The following is an 18,516-nucleotide window of genomic DNA, read 5'->3' as shown; positions in this document are numbered from 1 at the left end:
TTCTTTATTCAAATTCGTGGATCAAAACACCTTTAACAACACGATTAACGGTCCCGCTTGGTGATGGAGTATCAGGTGTATTACCGATCTTAAGTGAAGTCAATAAAGCGATCACTTGCGCCACCATGATATCAGGCAAGACCAAGTAGCCTTCTGGTAAGATCTCACTTGGTGGATAATCAAAGCGTTGGCCAGTAAATTCATGGCCACTCACTTGCCCGATGCTTACCGTCTGCAAAGCGATCTGATCGGCGTGAACTTCTTCTAACACATCAAGATCATATTTGCGGGTATACGGATCATTAGCGACAAAATCTAGCACTAAAGTCTTCGCATTGATAAAGGATTTTGGCCCATGTCTAAAGCCCATCGAAGAATCAAAGACTGTCGCGATCTGGCCATGAGTCAGTTCCAAGATCTTTAATTGCGCTTCCCGAGCTAGTCCGCTCAACGGGCCTGATCCTAGATAAACGATCCGGTCAAAATCAAGCTCGACCAAAGCTGCTAACTGAGCTTCTTGTTCGATCACATACTCGCTTAGTTTAGCCGCCGTTTTTACATATTCGATCTTTTTAGCTTGGTCAGTCTGATCAAAGAACAAGAGACCCGCTAACGTCATGCACGTAAATGATCCGGTCATCGCAAATCCTTTATCGTTAGAAAGTTCTGGCATTAAGACGACCAAGCTGTTCGCATCAGCCTTTCCTGTAACTGCTAAAGCGCCCTCAGTAGCACAGGTGATCACCAAATGCTTGACCTGTTTGACGACTTTATTTGCCAGTTTCACAGTTGCCTTACTTTCAGGGCTATTCCCACTACGCGCAAAGGACACGAGTAAGGTCGGTTCATCGGCTAACAGATAGTCTTTGGGTGCTGCCACGATATCCGTAGTCCCTAGACTCACGAATTCAAAGCGGTTCGTGTCCCCCGTCCGACGCAGGTAAGGAACTAAGGTATCCCCCACATACTGTGAGGTCCCCGCTCCTGTGAAGATCACGCGGATCTTTTGGTTTTCTTTGAGCTCAAAGCTAGCCAACAAGTCAGCTAATTTAGCTTGATGCTGTTGACAGATTGCTAGGGTCTCTAACCAAAGTTTTGGTTCTTGTTGGATCTCACGGGTCGTAATAACGGCTCCTAATTTTTCTAAGGTCGCGTTACTTTTTTCAAACAATCTGATCACCTCTTAACTATTTGCATCGATCAAGCCATGGAGCGCTTCATTGACATCGGTCACGCCATTACGCGCTTCCGCAATAAGATCTGCCTTTGAACCTAACATTTCTGCGTTCAAATACCCGATCACCATTGCCATGTTCATCCCAGCATAGAGTCGGTAATTAGCGCCGGCTATGATCTGTTTTGCGATCACATTGCACGGTGTCCCGCCGTATAGATCGGCTAACACGATAAAATCATCTAATCCAGCAACGACTTTTTTAAATTTAGCTAAAAACTCTGATTGGCCTTCATTGGGCAATAGCGATACTGTGTAAATATCGTCTTGGGGCCCCATGATCATTTCGACACTTTTCTTCAATTCAACACACATATCTCCGTGACTGATCAATACTAATGGTTTCATAAGTTTCATTTCCTTTCCTATGGTAAACGAACCACAATGAAGCTACTTCACCATGGTCCGTTAAAAGTCTATTTTGAAATAACACCTAAAGCTGATAACGCGATCGAAACAAAGAGTACGATAAAGATCGCTTTGGTCGAAGTCATATTCTTCTTACCTAACATCCAGTAGATCGCCAATACGATCACAGCTGGTAAAAGACGTGGTAGCAACATATCTAAGTTGTTTTGGAAATCGAGCTTAACATCCCCGATCATTGGGGCCCAAGCGAGCTTAACGTTGATCATCGTTGCTACCAACGCCCCGACCATGAAGACACCAAGCTGAGTTGTAGCATCCGTCAAAGCGGTCAAGCGGTGTTGCATCGCTGTTACCAGTTCAGTTCCTTCTTTGTAGGCAAATTTTAATTGGCTCCAACGAAAGATCATTACGGCGATACTTGCACCGACCCAGATCAAGACACCTAAAGGATTTCCTTTAACTGCCATGTCAGCAGCAATTGCACCGAAAATAGCTGGGATCAAGGCCGCAAAGATCGCATCCCCGATCGCGGCTAAAGGTCCCATCAGACCAGCTTTCAACCCATTAACAGTTTCAGCTGAGTCAGTTCCTTCTTCTTCCAACGCCAAGTCGATCCCTGTAACGATCGTATTGAAAAAGTTTGACGTGTTGAAGAATTGGGTGTGTAATTTCATCATTTTCTTTAATTCAGGTGTTCCGTCACCATACATCTTGCGCAATTGTGGCAAGATCGTATACAGATAACCTGACGCTTGCATGCGTTCGTAGTTCCAGCCTAACTGGAAGCCAAAGAGACTGCGCCGGTTGATCTGCTTGAAGTCGGCATCGGTCAATTTGTAACCTGTTGTTTTTGGTTTATTAGAGTTCGTCATCTTCAATTTCCCCCTCACTGTTATTATTTACCTGTGGTTGTTGCGGTGCTTTTGGTGCATCCGCATCACTGCGTTTGTAAGAGATATAGGCTAAAGCTAGACCGATCAAAGCAATCGCTAACATTGGCATACTGTTGAAGTTAGCTACTAAAGTCTTGTCTAGGCCAGCAACACTTGTGCCGAGCAATTGGATATTGCCAAAGAGCGTTGTCAATAGTGCAGTGATCACAAAACCTAAGATCAAATAAGCAAAGTGTTTCTTAACTGGCAAGTAGCGCAATAAGATCGCAAACCCGACAGCTGGTAAGACTGCCCCAGCAACTGAGAGCCCGTCACCTAGCCATTTGAGATCGCCGTTCAAGTAACCAACGACTTTGGAAACTAAGCCACCACCAAAGGCTAAAGCTAGGAACACTGGTAACATCCGGGAAAGTGACCATGAGATCGCACCCATCAAGAAGTGACGTTCGATCTTCTTGTATTCGAAGTTTTCCACATCTTTATCGATCTTGTGTGCAAAATACGTATTAGCAAAACGACCCAAGATATCAGTCTGGATCATCAAGGCGGCCACCGGCACGGCGATCGCTGCCATCGCTTGTTTTGGATCCATCCCAACCGAAACGGCAAAAGCAGTCGCCAAGATCGTACCCGAGTTGGCATCGATTATGGAAGCGCCACCAAAAGTTCCGACCCCAAGGATCGTCAACTGCATCATCCCACCAATATACAAACCAGTCTTTAGATCACCCATTACAAGACCGGAGATCAAATCGGCAAAAACAGCGGAACCAGCCGAGGAGTTGATCTGCAATTCATCTAAGATCTGGTATCCGGCATACAACGTAAGTAGTAAAATCTGCCACCATGCAATTGTCATTTAGGCTCACCCTTTCTTATTTAATAGCTCCATAAAATCTTCAGCCGAATCAGCAGGCACCATTTGATGGATCAAATGGACCCCATGTTTGTTCAATTCTTTGAATTCGGCAACATCTTACTCATCAACATTCACTGAGCGTGTGATCGAAGTCGTCGTGTCTGACTGTGACATGTTACCCACATTGATCTCTTCAAGTGGGACCCCGGCTTCAACTAATTTCAATAAATAATGCGGTTTTTTGGCCACGATCAACAAACGTTGTGAGTCATAACGACCAGCTAAGATATTTTCCGCTGCGCGCGCGTACGGAAGAACACTCAATTTGACTCCCGCTGGCGTTGCAAGCTTAAGCCCACTTTTTTCGATCGCACTTTGTGAAACTTCATCATCTACGACCATGATCCGTGTAATATTTAACTTAGTCGTCCATAAATTAGCTACCTGTCCATGGATCAAACGTCCATCGATCCGTACTGCAATAATCATTGCGCATCCTCCTCAATATGTTTATAGATCGGTCTTTCTACCAAATTCAGCTTAGTTTGATAAATACCTTCTGTTTCAAAGATAACGATTTCATTTTGACCTTGGTTTAAGAATTCAGCGGGAACAAAGAGCGCTAACTGCGGGCCTTTTTGCCAAAAGCGCCCTAAATTATGTCCATTTACCAGCGCGACCCCTTTGCCAAAACCACTTAAGTCTAGATAACAGTTTCCGGTCTCAGCTAACTCGACCTCATAGCGATAAAAGCTCGGTCGGCCTTTGACACATTCACCTGTAAAATCAACTGCGGCAAGCTTATCAAAGTTCAAAATATACTGTTCCCAACCTAAGATAAAGTGTAGATCAGCCATGACACCACGTCCGAGTCCTTTGCGTTGCGTATTGGCTAATAACTTGCTCCCGTAATTGACCCGTCCCATGTTTTCGACTAAGATGTCGAGTCGAGCAGTTTCATTAGGTAACTTGACCTCGATGTCAGCTCCGATCTCTTCTTGGTATTGGGTCGCTACATGCTCACCATCTAGATAAAAGCCTAGCCGGTCTCTGGCATCGATCACGCGAAAACGTTCTTTGTCTAGTTTATCGCGTAAGATCTGCGTGCGATACAACACATAGCCATAGCCACTGCCCAACGCTTCCATCGACTCGGGATATTGACTGTTATGCTTTTCACTGACTTGGTCTAAACAAGTGAATAGATCGACTTGACCTGTCAATTTGATATCCCAAACGTTGATCATCTTTTCGACTAATGGTTCTTTTTGTTCAAGTTCTGGATACATCTCGCTGAGCAGCTCTTGGATCGCATAGTAGGTAGGCGTTGGTTCGCCGGCTTCATTCAACAGGGCAACATAGTCATATGATGTGATCTGCGGTAAGTCGTGTTCCCTACGTGCTGAACAGCCATTCATGAAACCAAAGTTAGTACCACCATGGAACATGTACAGGTTGACACCCGCACCTAGCGTTAAAACTTCACGCAATGCTTCTAAAAGTTCAGCTTGATCACGTTTGACTACGGGCTCGCCCCAACGACTGAACCAGCCATCCCAAAATTCCATGCAGATCAAGGGTTGCTTGACCCCCATTTTTTCTTGGTACGCCTTTAACGCTGCGAAATTTTCTTTGGCATGGGAGCCAAAATTACCTGTCGCTAAGATCTTGTCTTCTAGCAAACTCCCGGCACGTAACGTTGCTTGCCAAGCCCCATCGGCGGTAAACAATGTCACATCAGCACCGTATTTTTCCATCAAAGCTTTGATCTGGCGTAAATAAGTTTTGTCCTCGCTGTATGAGCCGTATTCATTCTCGATCTGCATCATGATGATCGGACCACCATGCGTGATCTGCAATGGCGTCAAGATCTGAAAAAGCTCTTGGTAATAACGCGCGACAGCCTGTAAGAAAACAGGATCATTAGCGCGTAACCTGACATTTTCTTTCGTCAAGAGCCAAGCTGGTAGGCCGCCAAATTCCCATTCCGCACAGATGTATGGTGACGGGCGCACGATCACATACAAGCCTAGACGCTGGGCTAATTCAATGAAAGCCTTGAGGTCAAGCCGATCACTGAAATCAAACACGCCTTCTTTAGGTTCGTGGAGGTTCCAGGCCGTATATGTTTCGACCGTATTGAAACCTAAAGCTTTTAAGTTATATAAGGACCGATACCATTGTTCACGTGGGATCCGAAAATAATGGATCGCCCCGAGAGAAGTTTGAACGGTTCATCGTTTAGATAAAGTCCATCTTCTCGTACGATAAAATTCTCCATATTCATCTGTCCTCTTGAATAAAATCATTATGTTAATATACTAAGTTACGGTAATAATAAATAAATGCTACAAAAAAATGGTTCAGCTGAAAGTGGTATATACCTGTAATGGTTAGTCACACACTTTTGTATGCGTTATCATTTATAATTTAATTCTAGCTTATTTACACAATTAATTAAGCTTTTTTGCTATACTTTTTCAGTATTAATTTACATACCATTTAGTGTATAATTGGGGTGAAACGTTATCAGTTTGCGTTTTTTTTCAACGTACAATTTTTTCAAAGTAGGTGAGTTAAGCGATGACAAAACGCCCTAAATATGCTATTCTAGCAGACAAATTGATCAAAAACATCTTAGAGACTCAGCAACCAACGAATACCCGCTTCTTCACAGAAAAAGAATTAGCGCACAAATATTCCGTCAGTCGCTCCACCGTACGTGCTGCTTTAAGTGAATTAGAAGACCTAAAATTGATCGCCAAAGCTAAAAATGTCGGCTATTATGTGACTTATGAACCCGTTCAATATGATTACGCACATTTTTACAGTTTTAGCAAATTAGACATGCCCGCTGAGCAGGCACCCACGACTGAGATCTTGCTTTTTACCCAAACGATCCCTAATTACTATGTCGCCCAAATGCTCCATTTAGCTCAAGATGAACCAGTTTACCGCGTTGAGCGCCTACGCTTATTGGGGCATCAGCCAGTTTTGTTTGAAAAAACCTTTTTACCAGCTGAACGTTTTCCCGCTTTAAAACGCAATGAACTGGTCAAAAACTCGCTCTATGACCTCCTTGCCACTAAATATCAGCTGAAGATCAAGGATGGCGCAGAGGAATTTTTTGCTAGTCTCATCAACGAACGCGAAGCTGACTTACTCGATCTACGCGTGGGTTCACCCTGTCTTAAGATCCAACGGCTCGCCTATGATAGCTTCGACCGTCCCTTTGAATTTACGATCACGACCGCTCCTTCACGCTATTTTGCTTACAAAGTGCCCCTCACAAAGGATGTGTAATTATTATGAAGATCCCTAAGCACCAACTCGTCAAAAATAATCTCAAAAATGAAATTTCATCCGGTAAATTTGAAAGCGGTGACAAATTTTACAGTGAAGCTGAACTCACCAAACGCTTTCACGTCAGTTCGATCACCGTGATCCGCGCCTTAAAAGAACTCGTCGCTGAAGGCTTTTTAGTGCGTTACCAAGGTAAAGGGACCTTTATCTCACGCTCGCGCAAGCTAAAGACCGTTAAGTTCAGCGATCTAGAGGTCTTTACGCCCCCGATGATCGCGTGGAAGTCATCAGTATCACGCGGGACAACCATCCCACGATCTTGACCCAACTAGGTCTTACCTCAACTGACTTTTATTATGTGATCGAACGGGTACGCCGGGCTAAACAGATCCCATATATCTACCACTGCACTTATTTACCCGAACGCTTTGTGACCCATCCCCATGATCTTTCTTATTACAATTCGATCTATACCCAAATGAAAAATGAATTCAAGATCCATCTAAACACAGAACCTTTTGTCGAATACAACCAGATCATCTTACCGACCCCGAAAAAAATCGCTGCTCTGTTGGAGATCAGCGAAGAGACCCCGACCGTCAAACAAGAACGCACAACAACGCTATCGCTCAGCGGACAGATCATTGAATATATCTGTTCGTATAAACGGTGGGAGTATTACAAGATCAAACTTTAAAGTCCGACTCAATGACATTTTCAAACATTTATAAACACTATTATTTGACTAATCATTTTCTCCGTGGTAATTTAAACTTACAAGAACAAAAACAAACATTTTAAAACAAATGATGCGAGATCATGATAGGAAAAATAACAGCTTTACAGCGACTCTCTAACTCTGATGGTATTATTGCAGCACTTGCGATCGATCAACGCGGTTCATTAAAAAAGATGTTGGCTAAAAAAGCTGACCATCCCGTAACCAGTTCTGATCTAAGCGAGTTCAAAAAAGTTATCTCCCAAAAAATGACAGCGTATTCATCGGCGATCTTACTCGATCCAGAATATGGTTTACCCGCTGCTTTAGCCCGTGACAGCAACTGCGGGCTTTTGCTAGCTTACGAAAAAACGGGCTATGATGTCAGCGAACCGGGACGCATGCCCGATCTTTTGCCCGATTGGTCGGCTAAACGCTTAAAAGAAGCTGGCGCTGATGCCGTTAAGTTCATGGTCTACTATGATGTCGATGAACCGATGGCGATCAACGAAAAGAAACAAGCCTTCATCGAACGGATCGGCAGTGAGTGCGTAGCTGAAGATATCCCGTTTTTCCTCGAATTGATGTCCTATGATGCTAATATCGAAGACACCAAGAGCAAAGAATACGCAGCCGTCAAACCGCATAAAGTCATCGAGATGATGCGCGAATTTGCTAAACCGCGTTATAACGTTGATGTCTTGAAAGTCGAAGTTCCAGTTAATATGGCTTATGTTGCTGGGTTTGCAAAAGATGAGGATGCAGTCTACACCAAGGAACAAGCAGCAGCTTACTTTGCTGAACAGACCAAAGCCGCAGCTGGCGTTCCATTTATCTTCTTAAGTGCGGGCGTGTCAGCACAGATGTTCCAAGATACGCTTTACTTTGCCCATGAAGCCGGTTCAAAATTCAACGGTGTCTTGTGTGGGCGTGCGACCTGGAAGGATAGCGTCGTCCCATTTGCTCAAGATGGTGCGGGCGCAGCGAGTCTCTGGTGTGAGACCCAAGGAAAAGCAAATATCGAAGCTTTAAATACAGTCCTAAAAGAAACCGCGACCCCACTTGCAAGTAAAAATTTGATCTAAAAATAAACTAAAATACAAAAAACTTAGGATCACATTTTGTAATTCTAAGTTTTTTTTGCATTTTATAGTCTTTTATCTACACCAAAAAGAGCGAGTCTCAGTCACCTGAAACTCGCTCTTGGGCTTTACTTAATTAAAATTGTTCCCACAATAATTCGCGGATCTCTTCTAAGAATGGTTGGCGTGGGTTAGCTGGTGTACATTGATCATTGTAGATCAAATCGACCATTTCATCCAAGGCCCCTTCAAATTGTTCCTTGGTAACACCATTAGCGGATAACTTAGGTTCAACATCGAGATCTTTGAACAACTGCGCGATCCGAGCACATAATGCTTCAACTAATTCGGCATCACTGTTGCCCTTGAGCCCTAAAGCACGAGCAATATCTGCGTAGTCTTTTTGGGCACGGTATACTTCATAGCGTGGATATGGTGAACGTTTTACCTTACCGGACACACCGTTAAAGCGGATAACTGGTTGCATAGCGATCGAGATACATAAGCCGTGTGGCAAACCGAATTCCCCACCTGTTTTATGGGCGATCGAGTGGTTGATCCCTAAGAAGGCATTAGCAAATGCCATCCCACCTAATGTAGCGGCGTAATGCATGTTTTCACGAGCTTTTTCACCAGCAGCCGTTGGGTTCTTTGGATCAAAGTTGTATGAATCAACTAAGTTTTCAAAGACTAACTTGATCGCTTCAAGCGCCCATGGACGGGTAAATTCAGATGACATTACAGAAACATATGCTTCTAAAGCATGCGATAAAGTATCTAGCCCAGAAAGAGCAACGGTGCGTTTTGGCACAGTCATAACAAATTCTGGATCCACGATCGCCACTTGTGGTGTCAATTCGTAATCAGCTAACGGATACTTCACGTGGGTCTTATCATCAGTGATAACCGCAAATGGTGTCACTTCTGAACCAGTACCTGATGTTGTTGGGATCGCAAATAATTTAGTTGCAGTCGCATGGTGGAATTTAACGATACGTTTGCGAATATCAACGAATTTTTGTTGCAATAATAAGAACAATTCGCTGACTTTATCGTAGTCATCCATGAAACCAGCTGGTTGATCTAAGGAATATTCGTAGATATAACGGGCGATCTTAGCTGCATCCAAGGATGAACCACCACCAAGAGCGATCACTGTATCTGGTTTAAATTCTGCCATTTGACGAGCGATCTCGATCGTTTGTCCTAATGTTGGATCAGGTTTTACCGTTCCGTAAAGGGCCGTCTTCACTGGTGTATCCCGCACGGCTAATTGATCGTAAACTTTATCAACGAAGCCAAATTGGACCATTCCTGGATCGGCTACGATGAAGGCACGCTTGATATCTTCTGTCTCATCTTGTAAGTATGAGATCGCATTGTTTTCGTAGTAGATCTTTTCTGGCAAGCGTACCCATTGTGGACGGTTACGACGTTTAGCAACTGTCTTAACATTCAAAAGATCACCTGTTGATAAGTTATGTGACAATGAATTTTTCCCCCATGATCCTGTTCCGAGTGTCAAACTTGGACGCAATGCATCCGTATAAATATCACCGATCCCACCGATCGAATCTGGTTGGTTGACCAAGATCCGAGCTGATTTGATCTTGTCACCAAATTCATTGATGAATGGGTCTGTTTGTGAACCGATCTGGATCGCAGCATTGTGACCTGCACCTTGATAATCTAACAAAGCGCCAACGATCTTAACACCATCGTTGCGGTCTTTAGCTTTATAAATGGACAAGAGTGGGGATAATTTTTCAGAGGATAACTTTTCACCGATATTTTTGGCATCTAGTTCAAATAACATCACGTCTTTACCTTCTGGTAAAAAGACACCAGCTTGGTCTGCGATCCAGCGAGCACTCTTACCTGCAACCGGACCGTTTACTCCGTGGTTATCATTGAAGACGAACTCTTCGATCTTAGCATAGTCTTCTTTTGGTACTAAATATGCACCTTTTTCTTGCATCTTTTGTAACCAAGCGTCATAAACTGGAGCTTCAACAACGGCTGAGTTTTCTGTTGCACAGATCATCCCGTTATCAAAACGCTTAGACATCAAAAGATCTTCGACAGCACGGTCTAAGTTAGCAGTGTGATCAACAAAGACTGCCCCGTTACCAGCACCTACACCCATTGATGGGTTACCCGAGCGCAATGCTGCATTGACCATGCCTGGGCCACCAGTTGCCAAGATAGATGCGATCTTTGGATTTTGGATCAAACCAGTTGTGTTTTCAAGTGATGGTTTTTCGACCCATTGAATGATGTTTTTTGGTGCTCCAGCTGCTAATGCTGCCTCATAGATGATCTTAGCTGCGTGTGCGGAACAGTTTTGTGCTTGTGGGTGAAAAGCAAAGACGATCGCATTACGTGTCTTCAAAGCCATCAAAGCTTTGAACATCGTGGTCGAAGTTGGGTTGGTCGTTGGCACGATCCCGGCTAAGACGCCTAATGGAGCTGCGATCTTAACTTGGCCTTTGATCTTATCTTCCGAAATGACACCAACTGTCTTTTCGTTTTTGATCAAATTATAAATGTTTTCTGTCGCAAAACGATTCTTAGTATCTTTATCTTCAACTACCCCACGGCCAGTTTCATCGACTGCTTCGTGAGCTAAAGTCAAAGCTGCTTCAGAGCCAGCTAAAGCTGCAGCTGCTACGATCTTATCAACTTGTTCTTGCGTAAAGGTCGCATATTCTTGTTCTGCCTTTAACGCTTTTTCGACCAAGCCATCGGTATAAACACGAGCTGCTTGCATCTTTGCTTCTTTTTCTTCTGGAGTTAATACTTTTTTCTTTGGCTTTTCTTTGCTCATCTATCTGGAACCTCCCAAAATATTTAAACTAAAAGTGACTAGTAATTCACTCGATAAATTTTTTCGTGAATACTTTCACTAACTATATTAACCCTTATTGATACCGATTTCAATTTATTTTACTCTTTCTTAAACAAGAAACGCTCCATCCACAACAGCGCTTACTTTATGTAAAAAATTAACTTTTTGTTCGTACGGCCTCAAAAAACATCTTTTTAGTAGCCCCATCAAAACTACCATAATTTTTTTAGCAAATGTCTAATACTTTGTGCATTTTTTATCTTATTGATATTCTGCGTCATTTGTTCGCTAATGAAAACACGGGACTCCCCACAATGCAAAATACACATCATGGAAAGTCTCGTGTTATTCATCCGACGTTTAACCAGCTACGAATGCCGGTAGACCCTTGACTGCCCGATAGATAGCTTGTTCTACCTGGATCCCGGTCAAGTTCTTAGCCACCGCAAAGCCTTGAAATTGGTCTTTGATCTTGGCTAAAGCATAGCTCGTATTATGTTTATTTTGGTTTTGGACCATGATCACATAATCCGCTTCACTCAAGCGCCGTGCAAAATAATTTTCTGGGGCACGGCGATGATAGAATGCGTCGACCATCAGCATCTTACCATTATGTGCCTCAATGATTGCTTCGTATTTATCACGATATAGTTCGCGTCCGACCACGATCCCGACTGTTTTACCTGCTAGATCAAATTCAATCGTCGGTTGATATTGTGGCTTAGGGCCCTTCTCTTTTTTCGGCGCTGGCGTGGTAACTTTTTCTTGGCGTTCTTGATAGACCCAAGCTAGTGAGATATCCTCATTTTGTCGTTCACCACGCGGTTGGGCATACCAACGCAACCGCACGATACTACCTTCATGGATATTATAGGCTTGAGCTGGGATCTTATACTCAAATAATTCGCCATCGACGCGAAGCTTTTTCCCACTTACATTGCGTTTAACGATCAGTTCTTTATCAGTGTTGACCTCAACTACCCCGCGGTCAAAGGTCACCGTATTAGGATAATACGACTCAGCTGGTCGTCTGATCAATTTCGTGATCCGGGGTGAATCCGTATGGGCGTTGCTGACTAAGATCGCATCGCCATTTTTAGGATTGAATTGATTCCGGATCGTTTCTCTAAATCTCAGTTCTTTATTGTTTTTATTATAAGCTTTAAACCCGATCCGACGCGTTGAGACTTTATAGACCATTACCATATCAAATAGTCGTTCAAAGATCTTAGGGTCTTTTTGCACCCAATTATCTAACGCTTGACTGTCACCTTTTTCACTCAACAAAGCTTGCAAAGTTTGCGAAGTCCGATCTATTTTGGCTTTTTCTTTGCTCTCTTCGGTCGGTTCATCGACCACTGGTTCAACTTCTTGAACTGCTGGTTTAGACTCCGCTTCAACTTTCTCTACTAGTTTTGAGCTCGTTTCAAGTTCTTCTTCAGGCTGAGCCTGCGGACCTTCCTCTTCATCTTCTTTCGCTTCAGGTGTTACTGATGCTCGCTTTTCTTCGATCACTTCGGCTGAACTTCCCTTAGCTGCCATTTGTAAGATCAGCTGGATCGCTTTAGCACCTAGAGTTAGTTCCTGCTCACTATTCCCCATCACATCGAGCAATTGTTGTACTTCTTTGCGATAATCATGCATCTGCAGATTCCCCTTTCGTAATTTACTAAAATTTTCGCCCACACCTCTATTCTAAACTACTGCTCGTAAAAGATATATAAGAAAAAAATAAGATGTTGGCAAGAATACCAACACCTTAATAATTAGCTATTTGCTGACTGAGTATGGCGTTCCATCCAAGGTTTGATTCAAACCATCGATTGTTTCATCCCCGATGTATTCCGCCGTTTTCTTTTCCAAGTCGACCTTAACATTTTTCACGACACGACTTAAACTTTCACGCACTTTCTTAGCGCAACCTTCACATTTCATACCTTCAACTTTTACTGTATGTTTTTCCATTACTATCATCCTCACTTAGTTTAATTTTACACGGTTCAACCGCAAAGCATTCAAAACAACTGATACTGAACTAAAACTCATACACAAAGCAGCGATCATCGGATCAAGCAACGCCCCCCCAAAGAACGTCAAGACACCTAAAGCGACCGGGATCCCGAGACAGTTGTAGAAAAAGGCCCAGAAGAGATTTTCTTTGATGTTGACCAAAGTCTTATGACTCAATAATAGTGCTTGGGCTAATGAACTGAGATCTGAATTCATCAAAACGACATCAGCCGAATCGATCGCCACATCAGTTCCATTGCCGATCGCAACTCCGACATCGGCATTGGCCAAAGCCGGCGCATCATTGATCCCATCTCCGACCATTGCGACCTTTTGTCTTTTAGCTTGTAACTCTAAGACAGTCTCTGCTTTATCAGCCGGTAAGACATCACTGATAACTTCACTGATCTGGACTTGTTTGGCGATCGCCTGGGCGGTCTTTTCATTATCGCCCGTCAACATCACAGTCTTTACCCCTAACTTGTGCAGTTGCGCGATCGCACGGCGACTATCTTGTTTCAGTGGATCTTGCACGGCGATCACACCCAAGAGGTCTTTTTCAGTGCTCAAAAACATCACTGTTTTGCCAGCTTGCGTCAAGGATCGGGCCTGTTTTACCAATGGTGTCTCAGTTGGGAGCTTTTGTTCGACTAAAAGCTTATGGTTGCCCAGAAAATAGGTCAAGCCATCGATCTTAGCCGTCAAGCCCCGCCCAGGCAAAGTCTCAAAGTCACTGACGGGTAACGTTTCAGCGGTTGAGGCCTGCAAGATCGCATGGGCTAACGGGTGCTTAGTGTAAAACTCTAGACTAGCGGCTAACTGTAAGATCGTCGCCGGATCTAGCCCTGGTTTAGCTAAAACATCAGTCACCGTTGGCTTGCCTTGGGTGATCGTTCCCGTCTTATCCAAGACGACCGTTGTCACTTGTGATAGTTGTTCTAAGGCTGTCCCGTTTTTGAACAAGATCCCCGCTTTGGCTGCTTTACCGGTCCCGACCATGATCGCAGTCGGAGTCGCTAACCCTAAGGCACACGGACAAGCGATCACTAAGACCGAAACAAAGATCGTTAAACTAAAACCTAACGAATGCCCCGTCAAAAGCCACGCCAATGCACCTAAAGTTGCGATCACCATGATCACTGGTACAAAATAGCCCGCGATCTGATCAGCTAGCCGGGCGATCGGTGCTTTTGAACCTTGAGCTTTGGCGACCAAGGCTACGATCTGCGAAAGTGCCGTTTGACTTCCGACCCGCGTTGCACGACAGGTCAATTGACCAACTTGGCTGACCGTGCCGGCACTCACGAGATCACCAGTGCTTTTGGCGACTGGCAAGCTTTCACCCGTCAACATCGATTCATCGACAGTCGTCTCGCCAGCCAAAACGATACCATCAACGGGGATACTTTGCCCTGCCTGAACCAAAAAGGTATCCCCGACTTTAAGCTCTGCGACCGGCACTTCTTTAGTCTTTCCTTCGTCTACGACTAATAGAGCTTTTTTAGGTACCAATGTCAAAAGCGAAGTCAAAGCAAAGTTGGTCTTTTGCTTCGAAAGATCCTCAAAGTACTTACCTAACATGACAAGGGCAATGATCATCCCGGCTGCCTCGTAATAAAGATCATGGTGGTGCCCCGTTACCACAGCCAGATAAGTATTTACCAAACTGTATAAGAGTGCCGCACCACTTCCCATTAAGACTAACGAATCCATGTTAGGGTGCCGGGCAAATAATGCCTTAGCCCCTGTGATCAAGTAGTCTTTACCAAACCACAACACGGGTAAAACTAACGCCAGCTGGATCAGACTAGCACTTTTAGGACTATGCATCACATCTAAAAAGTGCGGGAAGGCTAGACCCATCATCGGTCCCATCGCAACTAAAAGCAACGCACCCGCAAAGATCAAAGCGCCGATCGTTTGGTGCTTTTTATGCAACAAACGCGCTTTAGTCTGAGCTTGCTTAGCTTCAAATTCGGCTTGATCAAGGGTGTTGGATAAAGTCGCTGCATACCCCGCATTTTTGACCGCCTGCATGATCTTTTGCACACTGACCTGCGATCCATGCTCAACTTGCATGCTCTCGGTCGCCAAATTGACCGCAACCTCACTGACATCTGGCAGTTGCGCCACTGCTTTTTCGACCGTTTGCGCACAACTAGCACAAACCATCCCTTCGATCGCAAAATTATCTTTTTCCATCTGTCTCACCTCTAATCGTTTACAACTGTAGTTTATCATAAAACGAGCTTAGGGTGATACTAAAAAGCTCACTTTACCAGCCGTAATATAAAGTCACGACTACCGCCAAGATAGGGTAAGAGAAAAAGCCTAACAAAGCAAAACAGATCAAGCGAAATAAGTTCTTGCCCCATTCAGGCAAGCGGGTTAAAAATTTAGCGGTACATAAACGATACAAGATCAACAAAAACAGCGGTAAAACTAATACGACACCGCCAATGTTGACTACCAGCGTAAATAAAGTAAAGGCTTGACTAGCAGCCGTTCCTGAAGCTAACAACCATAGAGCTGCCCCCGTATAAACGAGTAAAAACAAGATCTGCAAAGTAGCTGACACTTGGCTGGCTTCACGGGCAAAACGCGTCCCTTTTCCTAGATATTTCATCACGAGCCAATATAAGATGGCGATCACAAAAACATACCATCTGTGGAGCAAAAATTCACCAACAATTCCCATCTCACTGCTTCCCTTCTAATTCTTAAAGTACATATTTTTCTAGTGCCACACCGACACCATCATGATTATTATCCGCTGTGACTGCACTGGCAAGGTCTTTGATCTGGTCATTAGCATTGCCCATCGCGACCCCAAATCCAGCCAGTTCAAACATTGTCAGATCATTGTTTTCATCCCCTAAAACCATGATCTGATCTTTAGTTAGGCCTAAATGCTGACCTAATTCGAGCACGGCTGCGCCTTTGTGGGCTTTAGGATGCATGATCTCAAAGAACCACGGCGCACTAAGGACGGTATACTTATCTGCGATCACTGCTGGATCTAAGTCCTTGGTCTTAGCGGCGATCACTTCTGGTTCATCGACCCACATATATTTAGCCACTGCCGAATGTGTAGCTATTTCTTCTGGCTCACAGTAATAAAGTGGCATTTTCGTATAGAACGCATCGAGTACGGTATACGGACTGATATTTTTAAAGGTCGTGATGACTTCAGAATTTGGCATGACGATCTGGCCTCTGATCTGGATTTCATGACTGACTTGATCCAAGCGAGTCACTTGTTCGGGAGATAGAAGATTTTCAAAGATCGCTTCACCTGTCCCTGTGACCTGTGCTTTAGCCCCATTAAAGGTGATCGCATAGTCGTCTTCTCCCACCAAGTCTAATTCTTCCAAATAATCTTTGACCCCAGACAATGGTCGTCCCGTACATAAGACCACATAAACGCCTTGCTTGCGCGCTTGTTTGATCGCTACTTTGGTTTTTTCACCGATCTGCTTGTGATCATCGACCAACGTACCATCAATATCGATCGCTACCATTTTTATATCCAAAATGCTCACCTACCATGCGACATCAACGCGTCACATGCCCTTCATTCTAATTGTTCAAGAGCTATTATACCATTTTAACGATTTCATTTCCGTTCTAAAAAAATAGTTGCATTTACAACAAACATCAAATATACTATACCAAAAGGAAGTGCTCAAAATGACAGAGATCTTACGTGAGATCGGCACGATCGCCCGGGCTTTAGATTCAATCAGTAATGTCGAATTCAAAGACCTAGAACTCTCCAAGGGCCAATATCTCTACTTGGTCAGGATCTACGAACAGCCCGGGATCATCTTAGAAGAGTTGGCTAATTGCCTCAAAGTCGACAAGACCACGGCTTCCCGGGCGATCAAAAAACTAGTAGCCAACGGTTTGATCGAACGCCGAACTCAACTTGATAATAAAAAAAATAAGCCCCTTTTTGTAACTAAAAAAGGGGCTCAGATCTACCCAACTCTTCGGGCCGAACATAACTACTCAGAACAGACGGCCCTAAAGCATTTGACCGCAAAACAACAAGTGCAGTTGCAACAATTATTACAACAAGTACGCAGTAATATCGAAAAAGATTGGGAGATCGTCAAAAAAGGCCAAAAACGAACTTATTAGGAGTAAATATTATGACTAAAACATTAAAACGCATCACTATAGCTGAAGTTGAAACACTACAAAAAATAAGCATTGAAACTTTTAGCGATACTTTTAAAGACCAAAATAGTGCTCAAGACCTCGCCGATTACTTAAAAACAGCCTATGACCTCAATAAATTGACCGCCGAGCTCAATGATCCTAACTCACAATTTTACTTTGTTTACTTAGATGACCAACTTGCCGGCTATTTAAAAGTCAACTTAAACGAGTCTCAAAGTGAACAAGTTGCCCCTAATGCCCTTGAGATCGAACGCATCTACATCAGATCAGCCTTCAAACGCCATGGTTTGGGACGCTTTTTATTCCAAGAAGCCCTCAAGCTCGCTCAAGCAAAAAATTGCAGCAGTATCTGGCTCGGGGTGTGGGAGAAAAACTATCCCGCCCTTGCTTTCTACGAAAAAATGGGCTTTATTCAACACGGATCGCACTCATTTTTCATGGGAACTGACGAACAGACTGATCTCATTATGATCAAAAAAATCTAGTTATAATAAAAAAAGTTGGTAGTTATTGAAACCTACCAACTTTTTTTGGATTTTAAAACCTTTTCTATAAATATAGTACTGTTATTTTGGTTTCGAACCATAAATTTAGTGACTATAAACCGTATTAATATATTATCACTATCTTTATTATCCATGTATACACTTTCCATGCAGTAAAGGGGTAGTTTTTCATGGATAATAACTTGCATATTGGCTGAATACAGTGACCTTTCGACCAACTTTATCTCCAAATTAGAACGTGGTCAAAAGACAAATATCAATCTTTTGAAATTATATGCGATCTGTCAAGCACTAGGGATCTCGATCTCGGAATTACTTCAGGAAGAAAATAATGTCTCACTTGAAACCTTAACACATAGTACTTTACGACTCATTCACGAATTAACAGCTATGGATCCAATACCAAGCGAACGTATAAGCCAACATATTCTATTAGTACTAGACGACTTTAAAATGGTATACAAATAAGCAGCCCCAATAGCGCTCATGTCGTTAGGAGCTGCTTATTT

15 protein-coding genes and 3 pseudogenes are annotated in these 18,516 nt (G+C 43.5%); 6 read left to right on the top strand and 12 right to left on the bottom strand.

Translation table 11 applies throughout. The features are described from left to right. Positions 1–4: 4 nt before the first annotated feature. From ABT996_RS07500 to ABT996_RS07475, 6 genes and pseudogenes are all read right to left on the bottom strand, one after another. Entirely contained in the window at positions 5–1,171 is a 1,167-nt protein-coding gene (locus tag ABT996_RS07500; protein WP_010689808.1) for an AgaS family sugar isomerase, read from the bottom strand. A 12-nt stretch (positions 1,172–1,183) separates the two neighbouring features. After that, positions 1,184–1,582, bottom strand: coding sequence for a PTS sugar transporter subunit IIA (locus ABT996_RS07495; protein WP_010689810.1), 399 nt, complete (start codon positions 1,580–1,582; stop codon positions 1,184–1,186). Between the two features lie 68 nt (positions 1,583–1,650). Then, a complete protein-coding gene (locus ABT996_RS07490; RefSeq protein ID WP_035448760.1) occupies positions 1,651–2,475 on the bottom strand; it encodes a PTS system mannose/fructose/sorbose family transporter subunit IID in 825 nt (274 codons plus the stop codon). Continuing rightward, positions 2,462–3,355: a PTS mannose/fructose/sorbose/N-acetylgalactosamine transporter subunit IIC gene (locus ABT996_RS07485; RefSeq protein ID WP_035448759.1), complete on the bottom strand. Its 894-nt coding sequence runs from the start codon at positions 3,353–3,355 to the stop codon at positions 2,462–2,464. The genes ABT996_RS07490 and ABT996_RS07485 overlap by 14 nt, the downstream gene beginning before the upstream one ends. Positions 3,356–3,361: 6 nt before the next feature. Continuing rightward, positions 3,362–3,844: pseudogene (locus ABT996_RS07480) on the bottom strand (PTS sugar transporter subunit IIB). Then, a pseudogene (locus tag ABT996_RS07475) lies at positions 3,841–5,636 on the bottom strand (glycoside hydrolase family 35 protein). The pseudogenes ABT996_RS07480 and ABT996_RS07475 overlap by 4 nt, the downstream one beginning before the upstream one ends. 302 nt (positions 5,637–5,938) lie before the next feature. On the opposite strand from ABT996_RS07475, the gene ABT996_RS07470 reads away from it, so the two are divergent. The 3 genes and pseudogenes from ABT996_RS07470 (at position 5,939) to lacD (ending at position 8,461) form a co-directional block, all read left to right on the top strand. Next, positions 5,939–6,658, top strand: a complete 720-nt coding sequence (locus tag ABT996_RS07470) for a GntR family transcriptional regulator (RefSeq protein ID WP_010689815.1) — start codon at positions 5,939–5,941, stop codon at positions 6,656–6,658. Positions 6,659–6,663: 5 nt separating this feature from the next. Next, a pseudogene (locus ABT996_RS07465) lies at positions 6,664–7,355 on the top strand (GntR family transcriptional regulator). A gap of 122 nt (positions 7,356–7,477) precedes the next feature. Then, on the top strand, positions 7,478–8,461 hold the full coding sequence (gene lacD / locus ABT996_RS07460; protein ID WP_035448755.1) for a tagatose-bisphosphate aldolase: 984 nt from the start codon (positions 7,478–7,480) through the stop codon (positions 8,459–8,461). A 133-nt stretch (positions 8,462–8,594) separates the two neighbouring features. Here the strand turns inward: lacD and adhE are convergent, their stop codons facing one another. The 6 genes from adhE to ABT996_RS07430 form a co-directional block, all read right to left on the bottom strand. Further along, on the bottom strand, positions 8,595–11,285 hold the full coding sequence (gene adhE / locus ABT996_RS07455; protein ID WP_035448753.1) for a bifunctional acetaldehyde-CoA/alcohol dehydrogenase: 2,691 nt from the start codon (positions 11,283–11,285) through the stop codon (positions 8,595–8,597). 381 nt (positions 11,286–11,666) lie between these two features. Further along, the gene (locus ABT996_RS07450; protein WP_035448751.1) at positions 11,667–12,950 is read right to left on the bottom strand and encodes a hypothetical protein; all 1,284 of its coding nucleotides are present in this window, start codon (positions 12,948–12,950) and stop codon (positions 11,667–11,669) included. 126 nt (positions 12,951–13,076) lie between these two features. Continuing rightward, a complete protein-coding gene (locus ABT996_RS07445) occupies positions 13,077–13,271 on the bottom strand; it encodes a heavy-metal-associated domain-containing protein (protein WP_004050031.1) in 195 nt (64 codons plus the stop codon). A 15-nt stretch (positions 13,272–13,286) separates the two neighbouring features. Further along, the gene (locus tag ABT996_RS07440) at positions 13,287–15,518 is read right to left on the bottom strand and encodes a heavy metal translocating P-type ATPase (protein WP_052006378.1); all 2,232 of its coding nucleotides are present in this window, start codon (positions 15,516–15,518) and stop codon (positions 13,287–13,289) included. 73 nt (positions 15,519–15,591) lie between these two features. Continuing rightward, positions 15,592–16,014 (bottom strand): hypothetical protein, encoded by a 423-nt coding sequence (locus ABT996_RS07435; protein ID WP_035448748.1) that lies wholly within the window; start codon positions 16,012–16,014, stop codon positions 15,592–15,594. A 22-nt stretch (positions 16,015–16,036) separates the two neighbouring features. Further along, positions 16,037–16,849: a Cof-type HAD-IIB family hydrolase gene (locus tag ABT996_RS07430; protein WP_225361428.1), complete on the bottom strand. Its 813-nt coding sequence runs from the start codon at positions 16,847–16,849 to the stop codon at positions 16,037–16,039. Between the two features lie 157 nt (positions 16,850–17,006). Between ABT996_RS07430 and ABT996_RS07425 the strand changes: the two genes are divergently transcribed. The 3 genes from ABT996_RS07425 (at position 17,007) to ABT996_RS07415 (ending at position 18,475) form a co-directional block, all read left to right on the top strand. Continuing rightward, positions 17,007–17,459: a MarR family winged helix-turn-helix transcriptional regulator gene (locus tag ABT996_RS07425; RefSeq protein ID WP_035448746.1), complete on the top strand. Its 453-nt coding sequence runs from the start codon at positions 17,007–17,009 to the stop codon at positions 17,457–17,459. A gap of 11 nt (positions 17,460–17,470) precedes the next feature. Then, positions 17,471–17,986: a GNAT family N-acetyltransferase gene (locus ABT996_RS07420; protein ID WP_035448745.1), complete on the top strand. Its 516-nt coding sequence runs from the start codon at positions 17,471–17,473 to the stop codon at positions 17,984–17,986. Positions 17,987–18,196: 210 nt separating this feature from the next. Continuing rightward, on the top strand, positions 18,197–18,475 hold the full coding sequence (locus ABT996_RS07415) for a helix-turn-helix domain-containing protein (protein WP_035448743.1): 279 nt from the start codon (positions 18,197–18,199) through the stop codon (positions 18,473–18,475). The last annotated feature ends 41 nt before the right edge of the window (positions 18,476–18,516 follow it).

The sequence above is a fragment of the Ligilactobacillus sp. RTP31139st1_D10_RTP31139_211217 genome, from assembly GCF_040226755.1.
Lineage (GTDB): Bacteria > Bacillota > Bacilli > Lactobacillales > Lactobacillaceae > Ligilactobacillus > Ligilactobacillus animalis.
This window is presented reverse-complemented; position numbering and strand designations above follow the sequence as displayed.

Excerpts from the sequence above, each read along its gene's own strand:
- ABT996_RS07495 (WP_010689810.1), bottom strand. The coding sequence starts at position 1,582 with ATGAAACCATTAGTATTGATCAGTCACGGAGATATGTGTGTTGAATTG.
- ABT996_RS07490 (WP_035448760.1), bottom strand. The coding sequence starts at position 2,475 with ATGACGAACTCTAATAAACCAAAAACAACAGGTTACAAATTGACCGAT.
- ABT996_RS07485 (WP_035448759.1), bottom strand. The coding sequence starts at position 3,355 with ATGACAATTGCATGGTGGCAGATTTTACTACTTACGTTGTATGCCGGA.
- ABT996_RS07470 (WP_010689815.1), top strand. The coding sequence starts at position 5,939 with ATGACAAAACGCCCTAAATATGCTATTCTAGCAGACAAATTGATCAAA.
- lacD (WP_035448755.1), top strand. The coding sequence starts at position 7,478 with ATGATAGGAAAAATAACAGCTTTACAGCGACTCTCTAACTCTGATGGT.
- adhE (WP_035448753.1), bottom strand. The coding sequence starts at position 11,285 with ATGAGCAAAGAAAAGCCAAAGAAAAAAGTATTAACTCCAGAAGAAAAA.
- ABT996_RS07450 (WP_035448751.1), bottom strand. The coding sequence starts at position 12,950 with ATGCATGATTATCGCAAAGAAGTACAACAATTGCTCGATGTGATGGGG.
- ABT996_RS07445 (WP_004050031.1), bottom strand. The coding sequence starts at position 13,271 with ATGGAAAAACATACAGTAAAAGTTGAAGGTATGAAATGTGAAGGTTGC.
- ABT996_RS07440 (WP_052006378.1), bottom strand. The coding sequence starts at position 15,518 with ATGGAAAAAGATAATTTTGCGATCGAAGGGATGGTTTGTGCTAGTTGT.
- ABT996_RS07435 (WP_035448748.1), bottom strand. The coding sequence starts at position 16,014 with ATGGGAATTGTTGGTGAATTTTTGCTCCACAGATGGTATGTTTTTGTG.
- ABT996_RS07425 (WP_035448746.1), top strand. The coding sequence starts at position 17,007 with ATGACAGAGATCTTACGTGAGATCGGCACGATCGCCCGGGCTTTAGAT.
- ABT996_RS07420 (WP_035448745.1), top strand. The coding sequence starts at position 17,471 with ATGACTAAAACATTAAAACGCATCACTATAGCTGAAGTTGAAACACTA.